Genomic DNA, 13,643 nt, shown 5'->3' on the forward strand with positions numbered 1-13,643 from the left:
GCGAGGCCGGTCACTCGGCCGGCTCGTCGCTGAGCCGTTCGCCCCGCCGGCGCAGCATGTTGAGGCCGGGGATGCCGGCGACGGCCAGCTTGAGGTCGCGGGTGACGTCGAGCAGGTCGTGCAGGTCCGGGCCGACCCGGTCGAGGGTGGCCAGGATGGGCAGGACGTCGGCGGTGAGGTGCTGCCGCAGCTTGGGCAGCTCGTCGACGAGGCGGATGGCGGCGGTCACCTCCTCGTGGCTGAGCTGCTCCACGAAGTGGTTCGCCATCGGGGCGCCCCGGCGCAGCGCCGGCTCGTACGCGGTCAGCAGTTCGGCCGCCGTGGCCGCCGCCTCCGCCGCGACACCCACCGTCTCGGCCGCCCGGCCGGCGATCGCGTCGGCCGCGCCGACCACGGCGCCCGCCGTCCGGGACACCTTCTCCGCCTCGCCGACCGCCACCGTCGCGGCGGCGGCCACCTCGGCGGCGTTCTCGATGGCGGTGGTGGCGGCGGCACTGATGACCGCCACCTCGGCCACCGCGGCCTCGGCGTCGGTGAGCACCCGGTCGGTGCGGTCCAGGGACGTCTCGATCCGGTCCACCACCCCGTTGATCCGCGTCAGCAGCGCCTCCACCCCGTCGAGGACCGCGAAGGCGCGGGCGGGGATCGCCGTGAACGAGACCGCCGAGTCGAAGGCGGAGCGGGTGAGGCCGACGACCGACGCGGGCCGGGGGAGGGGAATCGCCATGGCACCCAGTGTGCGTCGGCCGCGCACGTCCCGCCGGTCGAGGGATCCGGGTGGCGCCGGCCGCCGGAGGTCAGCGGTGGTCCCCGTACTGTTCGACGGCGCGCTGCACGGCCCGGTAGATCTGTCCGAACCGGAGCGCGTCCGGGGTGCGCAGCAGCAGCACCTCGCGGCCGTGCGCCTGCACCCACAGCTCGTGCACGCGGTTGCCCCGCTCGTACGAGCGGTCCAGCCACCCGAGCGGGATCTCCAGGAAGGGCGTCAGCGCCAGCGCGAGCACGACGCACGCGACGAGGGTGATGAGCACCGGCACCCAGCCCCGGTCCGGCACCGACCACGCGAGCGAGAGCGCGCAGACGACGGCCACCAGCGGCGGCAGCGACAGCAGCAGCACCAGGACGCCGCGGCCCAGCACCCGTCCCCGGACGGCGAGGGTCGTCCGCCCCTTGGCGTGCCAGACGTACGTCACGTCGGCGATCGCCACGGCCAGTCCACCGACCCGGATCGACTCGGACGTCACCTGCACCACGTCGTCCCGGTAATAGAGGGCCATCACTAAGCCTAACCATCCCGCGGCGAACCCCCGGTGCCCGAGAGGACGGGTCGGCATCTCTCGTCGAGTCCGTCGGACTGCCCCCGTCGGTGCGCCGCGACGTGCCGGTGGCGGCTCACCCTCGTCGCACGCGGGCCGGTCCCATGGTTGCCGGCCGCCGCCTTTGGAACTGACTCGTTTACGACATCAGCCGATATCTAGCCGCCCTACCAGGGTCTCCCGGCGGGGTTCGGCGTCCGTTCCGGGCCCCCAGGGGCGTTCGGCGGTCCGGCCCTGAACTCGCAGCGGCGCTCGGCGCGAATGCCGCGCGGCGGAGACCCTGTCACCCGAGTGTCAACGCGGGTGATCCATCAACGACGTCAGCTCCAAAGGGCCAGGATGAGCTACGGGTAGCGTGCGTCGAATGGGGACACAGGCTTCCGGGCGCACACCGGCAAGGGGGCCGGGGGCGACCGAGCAGGAGCGCAACGTCGAGGTGGTCCGGCGGTACCTGCGGACCTTCGTCACCAAGGATCTCGCGGAGCTGCGGGCCGTCGTCGACCGCGACGTCGAGATGTACGGCTGGCGGGCGAGCCGATCGTCCAGTTCTGGGGCGAGCAGGACCTTTACGGCCTGCTGCGGGGCCTGGGCATGCTGCCGGACGCGCCGATCGCGTTCTGACCCGCGCCGATCGCGTTCCGGCCGCGAACCGCGGGCGGCTGGCCGGCCTCGACGGCCCGCTGCACCGCCCGGTAGATCTGACCGAACCGCAGTGCGTCCCTGGTGGTCAGCAGCTGGACCGGGCGGCCGCGCCAGCGGGCCCAGATCTCCAGCTGCCGGGCGCCCCGGGCGTACGAGCGGTCCAGATGCTCGAAGAGGAAGTCGGCGACGGGCCCGACGGCCAGCCCGACCAGCACCGAGGCGCCGACGATGGCGACCGTGACGGTGGCGGAGCGGTCCAGCCAGAGGGCGAGCGCGATGCCCAGCCCGGCGGCGACCAGGGGCCCGGCGAGGGCCGCGCCGATCGCACCCCGGCCCGCGAGCACCCGCCAGGAGCGGTTGCCGCGGTGGTGCCACACCGCGCTGATCTCGGTCAGCGGGAAGGTGCGGCCGTCCACCCGGACGGCGGTGGACGTGACCTGGACGGACCTGTCGTCGTAGTACGTGACCATGGCGGAACTCCCGGTGGCGGGCCTGACACCAGACTACGTACCCGAACGACCCGCGCCGTAAGGTTGGCACGCGACTTCGACGAGGAAGTGAGGCTCAGCGTGGGCGAGTTCGTGCGGCTGGAGACCAAGGACGGCATCGGCACCATCCGGCTGGAGCGGCCGCCGATGAACGCCCTGAACACCCAGGTGCAGGAGGAGTTGCGCGCCGCGGCGACGGCGGCCACCGCCGACCCGGCGGTCCGCGCCGTCATCGTGTACGGCGGGGAGAAGGTCTTCGCGGCCGGCGCGGACATCAAGGAGATGGCCGACATGTCCTACGTGGACATGGCCGACCGGGCCGCCGACCTGTCCAGCGCGCTGGGTGCGATCGCCCGGATCCCCAAGCCGGTGGTCGCCGCCATCACCGGGTACGCGCTCGGCGGCGGCTGCGAGCTGGCCCTCGCCTGCGACTGGCGGGTGGTCGCCGAGGACGCCAAGCTCGGCCAGCCGGAGATCAAGCTCGGCATCATCCCGGGTGCCGGTGGCACCCAGCGGCTGGCCCGCCTGGTCGGCCCTGCCCGCGCCAAGGACCTGATCATGTCGGGCCGGATGGTGGACGCGCAGGAGGCGCTGCGGATCGGCCTGGCCGACCGGGTCGTCCCGGCCGCCGAGGTGTACGACGCGGCGGTGGCGCTGGTGAAGCCGTACCTGACCGGGCCGGTGCAGGCGCTGCGCGCGGCGAAGCTCGCGGTCGACGGCGGCCTGGACATGGACCTCAACTCCGGCCTCGCCTGGGAGAGCCAGCTCTTCGCGGCGCTGTTCGCCACCGACGACCGGCGCGAGGGCATGGCCGCGTTCGTGGCGAAGCGCAAGCCGGACTTCACCGGCCGCTGACCCGAGGAGTGTTCACATTCGGGCTACCGCTGAGTAGCGTGTGACACCGGTCATCCGGACGAAGGGGAGCGGCGATGTCGGAGCGGATCGAAGGTCACGGCGGCGAGCTGGCGCTCGCGGCGCTGCGCGCGTACGGGGTGCGGGAGATGTTCACCCTCTCCGGCGGGCACGTCTTCCCGCTCTACGACGCCGCGCACAAGGCTGACTTCCCGATCTACGACGTGCGGCACGAGCAGTCGGCGGTCTTCGCGGCCGAGGCGGTGGCGAAGCTTCAGCGGCGGCCCGGTCTCGCCGTACTCACCGCCGGCCCCGGTGTCACCAACGGGATCTCCGGGCTGACCAGCGCGTACTTCAACGCGTCGCCGGTCCTGGTGCTCGGCGGGCGGGCCCCGCAGTTCCGCTGGGGCTCGGGCAGCCTCCAGGAGATGGACCACCTGCCCCTGGTCGCCCCGGTGACCAAGCACGCCGAGACGGTGTTCAGCACCGACGACATCCCGCGGGCGGTGGGCGCCGCGCTGACCGCGGCGCTCACCCCGCACCGGGGCCCGGTCTTCCTGGACTTCCCGCTCGAGGCGGTCTTCTCGGTCGCCGACGCGGACCTGCCCGCCCCGGCGGGCATCGCCCCGATCGAGCCGGACCCGGACGAGGTGTCGAAGGCGGCAAGCCTGATCGCCGGCGCCGCGCGTCCGGTCATCATCGCCGGTTCGGACGTGTACGCCGGTGACGCCGTCACCGCCCTGCGCGAGGCGGCCGAGGCGCTCCAGGTGCCCGTCTTCACCAACGGCATGGGACGCGGCGCGCTGCCGCCGGAGCACCCGCTCGCCTTCGCCAAGGCCCGGCGGGCCGCCCTCAAGAGCGCCGACGTGGTCGTGGTCGTCGGCACCCCGCTCGACTTCCGGCTCAACTTCGGCGGCTTCGGCGACGCGAAGGTGGTGCACGTCGTCGACGCGCCGAGCCAGCGCGCCGGGCACGTCCAGTCGGCCGCCGCTCCCACCGGCGACCTGCGGCTGATCCTCTCGGCGTTCGCCGGTCACGCCGGTGACCGGGCCGACCACGCCGACTGGATCGCCGGCCTGCGGACCGCCGAGGACGCCGCGAAGGCCCGCGACGCCGAGGAGATGGCCGCCGAGACCGACCCGATCCGCCCCGCCCGCGTCTACGGCGAGCTGCGCAAGGTGCTCGCCCGCGACGCCATCACCATCGGCGACGGCGGTGACTTCGTCTCGTACGCCGGCCGCTACCTGGAACCGGCGCAGCCCGGCACCTGGCTCGACCCCGGCCCGTACGGCTGCCTCGGCACCGGCATGGGCTACGCGATGGGCGCCCGGGTCACCCACCCCGACCGGCAGATCTGCGTGCTGATGGGCGACGGCGCGGCCGGCTTCTCGCTGATGGACGTGGAGTCCCTGGTCCGCCAGAAGCTGCCGGTGGTGATCGTGGTCGGCAACAACGGCATCTGGGGCCTGGAGAAGCACCCGATGCGGGCCATGTACGGCTACGACGTCGCCGCCGACCTCCAGCCCGAACTGCGCTACGACGCCGTGGTCGGGGCGCTCGGCGGCGCCGGTGAGACGGTGGCGAAGGCCGCCGACCTGGGGCCGGCCCTGAAGCGGGCGTTCGACGCGGGCGTGCCGTACCTGGTGAACGTGCTGACCGACCCGACCGACGCGTACCCCCGCTCGTCGAACCTGGCCTGAGACGAACCGGCCGCCGGCACGCGGTGCCGGCGGCCGGTCAGGCGTCGGGGCTCTTCTCCTCGCGCGGCGGGTCGCCCTCGCGGCGGCGCAGGTCGTCCTCGCGGCGGCGCAGGTCGTCCTCCCAGCGGCGGAACAGCTCCTCGTCCTGGTGGCGGGTGCGCTCCTCGATCGAGCGGAGGAATTCGGGGTCGTCGTCCGGGGCGACCCGTCGGCGCTTGCGCTCGGCGAAGCCGTTGCCGACCGGCCACGCCGTCCGGGTGGCGGCGGCACCGCGGTCACGGCCCGCGACGAACCAGGCGATCGAGCCGACCAGCGGAAAGAACAGGATGATCAGCACCCAGGCGACCCGGGGCAGGGCGCGGATGTCGCCCTCCTCGGCCGAGAGGCAGCTGATCAGTGCGCAGACGGCGAGGACGATCTGCGCGAGGAAGAGGAGGACGTACAGCCGGGCCATGACTCCATGATGGCGCACCCGTGCCGGCTACCACACCCCGCGTATCAGCACCACGACACCGAGCGTGGCGTACCCGGCGGTGGCCAGCGCGGCCAGCGGCAGCGCCCGGCTGTAGGCGGCGCGCCGGGCGACGGTCACCCGCCACCAGCAGACGAGCAACGCCGCCGACCAGCCGAGCACCGCCACCGCGCCGAGCGCCACACCGGCCCTGCCGAGGGGCAGCGCCAAGCGCACGGTCAACACCATGACGACCGTCATCGCCAGCGCGGTGCGCCGCCAGGCGAGCCGGGTCCGTTCGGGCTGCAGGCCCGGATCAGGCCGGCTGACCCGGGACGGCCCGTCAGCCATCCCCGCCGATGGCGCGGACCAGCACCGCGGCGACCAGGAGCAGCGCCCCGATGCCCACGGCGAGCGCCAGGACGGCCGGGAAGCGGGAGGCGGGCAGCTCCTCGCCGAGCCGGATCGCCCGCTCGGTGCGGGCCCAGTGGTCGATGGCGCGGACCGCGACAGCCCCGCCGAGCAGCAGCAGGGCGATGGCGATCACCTCACGCAGGTGGGCCAGCGGCAGCGGCGGCAGGAACTGTGCCGCCGCCAGGCCGCCCGCGACCAGCGCCAGGCCGGTCCGCAGCCAGGCGAGGAAGGTGCGCTCGTTGGCCAGCGAGAAGCGGTAGTCCGGGGTCGTCCCCACCGAACGCAGCTCCTGCGGGTCGAACCACCGCCTGATCGCCTGCCACACGGGCCGATTATCCGCTTCCGCCCGGTCGTAGCCTGGTCTGATGACGGATCTTGATGTGGACACGCTCCGGAGGGCGTACGACCGCGACCTGCGCGCACTCGTCCCCGACCCGCTGCCGGCCGGCGTGTCGGTCGAGCGGGACGGCCCGCTGCTGCGGTTGCTGGGCTTCGACCACGGCGGCTTCCTCACGTACCACGACCTGGGCGGCCTGACGGGTGCGGAGCTGGACGAGCTGATCGCCCGGCAGGTGGCGATCTTCCGCGAGCGGGGCGAGCCGGTCGAGTGGAAACTGCACGGCCACGACGAGCCGGCGGACCTGCCGGACCGGCTGCGCGCCGGCGGGTTCGTGCCGGAGGAGCCGGAGACCGTCATGATCGGGCCGGTCGCGCCGCTGGCCGCCGCGCTCCCGGTGGTTCCCGAGGGCGTACGGCTGCGCGAGGTGACCTCGCGTGCGGACCTGGACCGGATCGTGGCCATGGAGGAGGCGGTGTGGGGCACCGACCGCAGCCACCTCGGGCCCGGCCTGGAGAAGGAGATCGCCGCCGATCCGCAGTCGATCACCGTCGTGGTGGCCGAGGCCGGCGACGAGGTGGTCTGTGCCGGCTGGGTGCGGTACCCGCACGGGTCCGGCTTCGCGACCCTCTGGGGCGGCTCGACCCTGCCGGCCTGGCGCCGCCGGAGGGTCTACCGGGCCGTGGTCACCTACCGGGCCCGGCTCGCCGCCCAGCGCGGCGCCACGCTGCTCCAGGTGGACGCCTCCGCGGACAGCCGACCGATCCTGGAGCGACTCGGCCTCGTCGCCGTCACCACGACCACGCCGTACGTCTACACTCCGTGATCATGGAGCAGCGGTTGACGGCCGAGGAACGGCTGACTCTCAAGACCGGCGCGTTCGGTGCGGTCTTCCTGGTGTCCAACGCCGACCCCGGGATGCTGGCGCTGGTGCGGGAGAGCTTCGCCGCCTCGGGCGCCATGGCCGACGCCAGCGGGATCGTCAAGGAGGCGCTGACCACCGGTCCGCTGCCGAAGCTGCCGAGGGACTCGGCGCTGGAGATCGAGTCGGTGGTGCTGCCCGCGCTCACCCGGGCGGTGACGATCCTGCGGACGAAGGCTCCGTCGGAGGTCGGGACCTACCGCGAGGTGGTCCTCGCCGCGGCGGACCGGGTGGCCCAGGCGCACCACGGCGTCAGTCCGGAGGAGGCGGTGATGATCGAACGGATCCGTGCCGCGCTGGCACAGCCGGCCTGAGCTGCGTGAGCTGAGTCACTCCCGCCCTCGGAAGAGGGCAACCTACTTGTGGGTAACATTGCGCCGTGGGCAACTGCACAGCGGCCCGCGGTTGACCGAGCGTTAAGTCACGCGGGAGGCTGCGCCCCAGACCGGGCGAGCGATCGCCACAACCACAGGAGGGTCGTCGAAGCGCGATGAACATCGTCGTACTCGTCAAGCAGGTGCCCGATTCGGGCGCGGACCGCAACCTGCGCACTGACGACAACACCGTCGACCGCGGTTCGGCGAACAACGTCATCAACGAGATGGACGAGTACGCCATCGAGGAGGCGTTGAAGATCAAGGAGGCGCACGGCGGCGAGGTCACCATCCTGACCATGGGTCCGGACCGGGCGACCGAATCGATCCGCAAGGCGCTCTCCATGGGCCCGGACAAGGCCGTGCACGTCGTCGACGACGCCCTGCACGGGTCCTGCGCCGTCGCCACCTCCAAGGTGCTCGCCGCCGCCCTCGGCCAGCTGAACGCCGACCTGGTCCTCTGCGGCGCCGAGTCGACCGACGGCCGCGTCCAGGTCATGCCGCACATGATCGCCGAGCGGCTGGGCGTCGCCGCGCTGACCGGCGCGCGCAAGCTCACCGTGGACGGCTCCACGCTGACCGCCGAGCGGCAGACCGAGGAGGGCTACGAGGTGGTCACCGCCTCCACCCCGGCCGTGGTCTCCGTCTGGGACACCATCAACGAGCCGCGTTACCCCTCCTTCAAGGGCATCATGGCCGCCAAGAAGAAGCCGGTGCAGACCCTGTCCCTGGGTGACCTCGGCGTCGCCCCCACCGAGGTGGGCTTCGACGGCGCGACCAGCACCGTGCTGGAGCACAGCAAGCGCCCGCCGCGCTCCGGCGGCGCGAAGGTCACCGACGAGGGCGACGGCGGCGTGAAGCTGGTCGAGTTCCTCGCCACCGAGAAGTTCGTGTGAGAGCAGGTACGGACATGTCTGAGGTTCTCGTCGTCGTCGAAGCCACCCGGGAATTCGGCGTCAAGAAGGTCACCCTGGAGATGCTCACCCTCGCCCGCGGCCTGGGCACGCCCAGCGCGGTCGTGCTCGGTGGTCCCGGCGCCGCCGAGGCGCTGAGCGCGAAGCTGGGCGAGTACGGCGCGGAGAAGATCTACGCGGCCGAGAGCGAGGAGATCGACGGCTACCTGGTCGCCCCGAAGGCGACCGTGCTGGCCGAGCTGGTCCAGCGGGTGCAGCCGGCCGCCGTGCTGCTGGCCTCGTCGCAGGAGGGCAAGGAGATCGCCGCCCGCCTCGCGGTCAAGCTCGACAACGGCATCCTGACCGACGTGGTGGCCCTGGCGGCCGACGGCACCGCCACGCAGGTGGCCTTCGCCGGCTCCACCATCGTGAAGTCCAAGGTCACCCGTGGCCTGCCGCTGGTCACCGTCCGGCCGAACTCGCTCAACCCGGAGCCGGCCGCGGCCAGCCCGGCGGTCGAGCAGCTCACCGTGTCGGTCACCGACACCGACAAGCTGGCCAAGGTCGTCGACCGGGTCGCCGAGCAGAAGGGCTCCCGCCCGGAGCTGACCGAGGCGTCGGTCGTCGTCTCCGGCGGTCGCGGGGTCGGCAACGCCGACAACTTCAAGCTCGTCGAGGAGCTGGCCGACCTGCTCGGTGGTGCGGTCGGCGCGTCCCGCGCCGCCGTCGACTCGGGCTTCTACCCGCACCAGTTCCAGGTGGGTCAGACCGGTAAGACCGTCTCCCCGCAGCTGTACGTCGCGCTCGGCATCTCCGGCGCGATCCAGCACCGGGCCGGCATGCAGACCTCGAAGACGATCGTCGCCGTCAACAAGGACGCGGAGGCGCCGATCTTCGAGCTGGCCGACTTCGGCGTGGTGGGTGACCTGTTCAAGGTCGTACCGCAGGCCGCCGAGGAGATCCGCAAGCGCAAGTGACGGCAGCGGGCGCCGCGCGCGGCGCCCCGCCCCCACGCGAAGGAGGGGCCACCCGTGGCGGGTGGCCCCTCCTTCGTCGTTGCGGCCCCTCCCGTGCGGCGGAAGGGGAGCTGATCGGCGGGCCGGGGAGCTGAGCCGGCCCGCCGATCAGCCCGTCAGGGTGCCCCTCAGCAAGCTGTTGCCGGACTGGGCGGTGTTGTTGTCGTACGCCTCGGCGGAAACGTCGACAACCGAGTATGCCTCAAGGTCCACGTTCGGTGGCAACGGGAGCAGCTCGTCTTTTTCCGAACCGAGCACGCCGACCGAGAACATCTCCGTGGTGTCCGGGTGATGAGCCACACCTCGTAGTACCCCGACACGTCCCGGAGATTCGCCACGTGCAGGTGCAGTCGCCCGTTGTCGAACACCCGGGCCTCGCCGTTCGCGTCCGGCGGAGTCGAGCTCACGGCCGTGCCGGCGTGACCGTTGGGACGCGCCCGCCGGCCGCCCGACCTGCCGGCCGACCGGGCCGCGCCGAGCGGGGCGGGGGAGGAGAAGCACCCCCGCCCCGGCTCCGGCGTACCCGGGCGACCTCCGCCGTTCGCAGCCCGCGTACTCCGGCGTCCGGCGGGTGCCCGGGTGGTCGTTAGGCTGAACCCTGATGGCTTACCTGGATCACGCGGCGACGACTCCGATGCTCGACGAGGCACTGGAGGCGTACGTCGCCACCGCCCGCGAGGTCGGCAACGCGTCCTCCCTGCACGCGGCGGGCCGTCGTGCCCGCCGGCGGGTGGAGGAGTCGCGGGAGCGGGTGGCCGCCGCGCTGGGCGCCCGACCCTCCGAGGTGATCTTCACCGGTGGGGGGACGGAGAGCGACAACCTCGCGGTGAAGGGCGTCTTCTGGGCGCGGCGGGCCGTGGACGGCCGGCGGACGCGGGTGGTCTCCAGCGCCGTCGAGCACCACGCCGTGCTGGACGCGGTCGACTGGCTCGCCGCCCACGAGGGCGCCGAGGTGGCCCTCCTCCCGGTGGACGCCGCCGGCCGGGTCGGCCCGGATCAGCTCCGCGCCGAGCTCGACGCGCACGGCGACCGGGTCGCCGTGGTGACGACGATGTGGGCGAACAACGAGGTCGGCACGGTCCAGCCGGTCGCCGCGCTGGCGGCGGTCGCCGCCGAGCACGGGGTGCCGTTCCACACCGACGCGATCCAGGCGGTCGGCCAGGTGCCGGTCGACTTCGCCGCCAGCGGGGTCTCCGCGCTCACCGTCACCGGGCACAAGCTCGGCGGGCCGGCCGGCGTGGGTGCGCTGCTACTCGCCCGCGACGTCGCCGCCACCCCGCTCCTGCACGGCGGCGGTCAGGAGCGGGATGTCCGTTCCGGCACGCTCGACACCGCCGGCATCGTCGCCTTCGCGGTGGCGGTGGAGACGGCGGTCAAGCGCCAGCAGGAGTACGCGGCCCGCGTCGCCGCCCTCCGCGACGACCTCGTCGAGCGGGTACGGCAGGCGGTGCCGGAGGTCGTGTTCAACGGCGACCCGGTGGACCGGCTGCCCGGCAACGCGCATTTCTCCTTCCCGGGCTGCGAGGGCGACGCGCTGCTGCTCCTGCTCGACGCGCAGGGCATCGCCTGCTCCACCGGGTCGGCCTGCTCGGCGGGGGTGGCCCAGCCGAGCCACGTGCTGATCGCGATGGGCGCCGACGACGACCGCGCCCGTTCCTCCCTGCGCTTCACCCTCGGCCACACCAGCACGCCGTCGGAAGTCGACGCCGTCATCAAGGCCCTCCCGGGGGCGGTGGACCGCGCCCGCCGCGCCGCCAACTACCGCACCCCCCGCTAACCCCCTCCTTCTCCCGCGATCTTGCGGTTTCGGTCCCCCTTCTGTGGTGATCCGCCCTTTTCGCCCGGGCAGGAAGTGCAAGATCGTGGGGGTTGAGGCGGGGCTGGTCGGGTGGGGTCGGTCGCAGGAGGGGCGCGGGGAGTTCGGCAGGCCGGCTCGGGTCGTTACGCTCGGGTGGGAACCGGGATGGCCGGGGAAGGGTGGTCAGGGTGCGGGTGCTGGCGGCGATGTCGGGCGGCGTGGACTCCGCCGTGGCGGCGGCGCGGGCCGTCGAGGCGGGGCACGACGTGACCGGCGTGCACCTGGCGCTCGCCCGTAACCCGCAGACGTACCGCACCGGCGCCCGGGGCTGCTGCACCCTGGAGGACTCGCGGGACGCCCGCCGGGCCGCCGACGTCATCGGCATCCCGTTCTACGTGTGGGACATGGCCGACCGGTTCCACGCCGACGTCGTGGACGACTTCGTCGCCGAGTACGCCGCCGGCCGTACGCCGAATCCCTGCCTGCGCTGCAACGAGAAGATCAAGTTCGCCGCGGTGCTGGACCGGGCCGTCGCCCTGGGGTTCGACGCGGTGGTCACCGGCCACCACGCCCGGCTCGGCCCGGACGGCCTGCTGCGGCGCAGCGTCGACCTGGCCAAGGACCAGTCGTACGTCCTCGCCGTGCTCACCCGCGAGCAGTTGGACCGGTCGATGTTCCCGCTGGGCGACTCGACGAAGGCGCAGGTCCGCGAGGAGGCGGCGCGCCGCGGGCTCGCCGTGGCTGACAAGCCGGATTCCCACGACATCTGCTTCATCGCCGACGGGGACACCCGCGGCTTCCTCGCCCAGCGCCTCGGCGAGACGCCCGGTGACGTGGTCGACGTGACCACCGGCGCCGTCGTCGGCACGCACGCCGGGGCGTACGCGTACACCGTCGGCCAGCGGCGGGGCCTGCACCTGGACCGCCCGGCACCGGACGGCCGCCCGCGCTACGTCCTGTCGATCACCCCGAAGACCAACACGGTGACCGTCGGCCCGGCCGAGGCCCTGGAGGTGTCGCACGTCCGCGCCGACCGTCCGGTGTGGACCGGCGGGCCCCGTCCGGACGCGTCGGTCGAGTGTGAGGTGCAGCTGCGCGCCCACGGTGACGTGGTGCCCGCCACGGTGACGGTGGCCGCCGACGGCCTGCGCGCCGAGCTGCGCCGCCCCGTCCGGGGCGTCGCCGCCGGTCAGGCGATCGTGGCGTACCGGCCGGACCCGGCCGGCGACGTCGTGCTCGGCTCCGCCACCATCGCCGCCTGACCGGTGGGCACGGACCCGTCCGGGGCCGGCGGCGGCGGTCCGGGCGGCGCGGCACGGCGGACCCGATAGTCTTCGGGCCGTGACAGATCAGGGGTGGCCGTGGCCGGCCGGGGCGGCGACCGGTATCGGGTCGCTGCCGGGCACCGACATCGCCGAGGCCCAGCGGATCGTCCTCGGTGAGCTTCCCGCCCTGCCGCACCTGCCGGAGCTGCCGGCCCGCGGTCCCGGCGCGGACCTGATCGGCCGCACCGCCGGTCTGCTGGTGGAGCTTCCCGTAGAGCTGTACGCGGCCCGCTGGCGCATCGCCCCCCGCCCGGGGCGGGACCTGCGCCGCGCGCGGGACCTGATGGAACGCGACCTGGACCAGCTCGCCGAGCAGGCCGAGACGTACTCCGGTGCGATCAAGATCCAGGTCGGCGGGCCGCTCACCCTGGCCGCGTCGCTGGAACTTCCGATCGGCGGCCGGATGGTCCGCGACCCGGGAGCGGTCCGGGACCTGACCGGGTCGCTCGCCGAGGGGGTACGCGACCACGTCGCCGCCGTGGCCCGCCGCCTGCCCCGGGCTTCGGTGCTGCTGCAACTGGACGAGCCGTCGCTGCCCGCGGTGCTCGCCGGCCGGGTGCCGACCGAGAGCGGCTTCGGCACGTACCGCGCGATGGAGCCGGGGGTGGCCGGCACGCTGCTCCGCGACGTCGTCGAGGCCGCCGGGGTGCCGGTGGTCGTGCACTGCTGCGCGCCCGACGTGCCGCTGGAGCTGATCCGGACGGCCGGCGCGGTGGGCGTCGCGCTCGACCTCGGCCTCGTCACCGACCTGGATCCGCTGGGCGAGGCCGTCGACGCGGGGCTCGGGCTGCTGGCCGGCGCCGCGCCGACCGGACCGCCGTCCGGCGGGCGCGCGCCGACCTCGGCGCAGGTCGCCGACCGGGTACGCCAGCTCTGGGACCGCCTCGGGTTCCCCCGCCGCCGCCTCGCCGAGCAGGTGGTCGTCACGCCGGCGTGCGGGCTCGCGAACGCCAGCCCGCAGTACGCCCGGGCGGTGCTCACGGCCTGCCGGGACGCCGGGCGGCGGCTCGCCGAGGACTGAGAGCGCGTTTGAGGAGTGCTGGCCGGCCTGCGCCGGGCCCAGCCGCCGCCCGGCGGCGTTGTCGGGAGGTCCGGATACAACACCGGTTCCGGAC

At 73.8% G+C, this 13,643-nt stretch carries 16 protein-coding genes; 9 read left to right on the forward strand and 7 right to left on the reverse strand.

Annotated features, from left to right (window positions below; genetic code table 11):
* Nucleotides 1–10: 10 nt before the first annotated feature.
* The 3 genes from HCJ94_RS17780 to HCJ94_RS17795 all read right to left on the reverse strand — a co-directional run bounded on the left by HCJ94_RS17780 (nt 11) and on the right by HCJ94_RS17795 (nt 2,428).
* Nucleotides 11–727, reverse strand: a complete 717-nt coding sequence (locus tag HCJ94_RS17780; RefSeq protein WP_168002149.1) for a hypothetical protein — start codon at nt 725–727, stop codon at nt 11–13.
* A gap of 70 nt (nt 728–797) precedes the next feature.
* Nucleotides 798–1,277 (reverse strand): DUF6232 family protein, encoded by a 480-nt coding sequence (locus HCJ94_RS17785; protein ID WP_168002150.1) that lies wholly within the window; start codon nt 1,275–1,277, stop codon nt 798–800.
* 605 nt (nt 1,278–1,882) lie between these two features.
* Nucleotides 1,883–2,428, reverse strand: coding sequence for a DUF6232 family protein (locus HCJ94_RS17795; RefSeq protein ID WP_168002151.1), 546 nt, complete (start codon nt 2,426–2,428; stop codon nt 1,883–1,885).
* A 99-nt stretch (nt 2,429–2,527) separates the two neighbouring features.
* Between HCJ94_RS17795 and HCJ94_RS17800 the strand changes: the two genes are divergently transcribed.
* Together HCJ94_RS17800 and HCJ94_RS17805 are read left to right on the forward strand one after the other, a co-directional pair.
* On the forward strand, nt 2,528–3,301 hold the full coding sequence (locus HCJ94_RS17800; RefSeq protein WP_168002152.1) for an enoyl-CoA hydratase-related protein: 774 nt from the start codon (nt 2,528–2,530) through the stop codon (nt 3,299–3,301).
* Nucleotides 3,302–3,375: 74 nt separating this feature from the next.
* Complete coding sequence (locus HCJ94_RS17805) at nt 3,376–4,998, forward strand: acetolactate synthase (protein ID WP_168002153.1); 1,623 nt, start codon at nt 3,376–3,378, stop codon at nt 4,996–4,998.
* Between the two features lie 37 nt (nt 4,999–5,035).
* Here HCJ94_RS17805 and HCJ94_RS17810 read toward each other — a convergent pair whose 3' ends face one another.
* Genes HCJ94_RS17810 through HCJ94_RS17820 form a run of 3 tightly spaced genes read right to left on the reverse strand, consistent with a single transcriptional unit; the run spans nt 5,036 to nt 6,188 of the window.
* A complete protein-coding gene (locus HCJ94_RS17810; protein ID WP_168002154.1) occupies nt 5,036–5,452 on the reverse strand; it encodes a PLD nuclease N-terminal domain-containing protein in 417 nt (138 codons plus the stop codon).
* Between the two features lie 27 nt (nt 5,453–5,479).
* Nucleotides 5,480–5,800 carry a DUF202 domain-containing protein gene (locus HCJ94_RS17815; RefSeq protein ID WP_168002155.1) on the reverse strand — a complete coding sequence of 107 codons (321 nt, stop codon included), beginning with the start codon at nt 5,798–5,800 and terminating at the stop codon, nt 5,480–5,482.
* Nucleotides 5,793–6,188 carry a YidH family protein gene (locus HCJ94_RS17820; protein ID WP_168002156.1) on the reverse strand — a complete coding sequence of 132 codons (396 nt, stop codon included), beginning with the start codon at nt 6,186–6,188 and terminating at the stop codon, nt 5,793–5,795. Before HCJ94_RS17820 ends, HCJ94_RS17815 begins: the two co-directional genes overlap by 8 nt.
* A gap of 40 nt (nt 6,189–6,228) precedes the next feature.
* Here HCJ94_RS17820 and HCJ94_RS17825 point away from each other — a divergent pair, with 40 nt between their 5' ends.
* From HCJ94_RS17825 to HCJ94_RS17840, 4 genes are all read left to right on the forward strand, one after another.
* Nucleotides 6,229–7,026: a GNAT family N-acetyltransferase gene (locus HCJ94_RS17825; protein ID WP_168002157.1), complete on the forward strand. Its 798-nt coding sequence runs from the start codon at nt 6,229–6,231 to the stop codon at nt 7,024–7,026.
* A complete protein-coding gene (locus HCJ94_RS17830) occupies nt 7,023–7,436 on the forward strand; it encodes a hypothetical protein (RefSeq protein WP_168002158.1) in 414 nt (137 codons plus the stop codon). Before HCJ94_RS17825 ends, HCJ94_RS17830 begins: the two co-directional genes overlap by 4 nt.
* 176 nt (nt 7,437–7,612) lie before the next feature.
* Nucleotides 7,613–8,392 (forward strand): electron transfer flavoprotein subunit beta/FixA family protein, encoded by a 780-nt coding sequence (locus HCJ94_RS17835; protein WP_168002159.1) that lies wholly within the window; start codon nt 7,613–7,615, stop codon nt 8,390–8,392.
* A gap of 14 nt (nt 8,393–8,406) precedes the next feature.
* The gene (locus HCJ94_RS17840) at nt 8,407–9,366 is read left to right on the forward strand and encodes an electron transfer flavoprotein subunit alpha/FixB family protein (protein ID WP_168002160.1); all 960 of its coding nucleotides are present in this window, start codon (nt 8,407–8,409) and stop codon (nt 9,364–9,366) included.
* 147 nt (nt 9,367–9,513) lie between these two features.
* Here the strand turns inward: HCJ94_RS17840 and HCJ94_RS31505 are convergent, their stop codons facing one another.
* Entirely contained in the window at nt 9,514–9,678 is a 165-nt protein-coding gene (locus HCJ94_RS31505) for a hypothetical protein (RefSeq protein ID WP_373684336.1), read from the reverse strand.
* A gap of 328 nt (nt 9,679–10,006) precedes the next feature.
* Here HCJ94_RS31505 and HCJ94_RS17850 point away from each other — a divergent pair, with 328 nt between their 5' ends.
* The 3 genes from HCJ94_RS17850 (at nt 10,007) to HCJ94_RS17860 (ending at nt 13,549) form a co-directional block, all read left to right on the forward strand.
* Nucleotides 10,007–11,182: a cysteine desulfurase family protein gene (locus HCJ94_RS17850; RefSeq protein ID WP_168002161.1), complete on the forward strand. Its 1,176-nt coding sequence runs from the start codon at nt 10,007–10,009 to the stop codon at nt 11,180–11,182.
* Between the two features lie 209 nt (nt 11,183–11,391).
* Nucleotides 11,392–12,465, forward strand: coding sequence for a tRNA 2-thiouridine(34) synthase MnmA (gene mnmA, locus HCJ94_RS17855; RefSeq protein WP_168002162.1), 1,074 nt, complete (start codon nt 11,392–11,394; stop codon nt 12,463–12,465).
* 79 nt (nt 12,466–12,544) lie between these two features.
* The gene (locus tag HCJ94_RS17860; RefSeq protein WP_168002163.1) at nt 12,545–13,549 is read left to right on the forward strand and encodes a methionine synthase; all 1,005 of its coding nucleotides are present in this window, start codon (nt 12,545–12,547) and stop codon (nt 13,547–13,549) included.
* The last annotated feature ends 94 nt before the right edge of the window (nt 13,550–13,643 follow it).

It is taken from the genome of Micromonospora thermarum, from assembly GCF_012034245.1.
GTDB classification, from domain to species: Bacteria; Actinomycetota; Actinomycetes; order Mycobacteriales; family Micromonosporaceae; genus Micromonospora; species Micromonospora thermarum.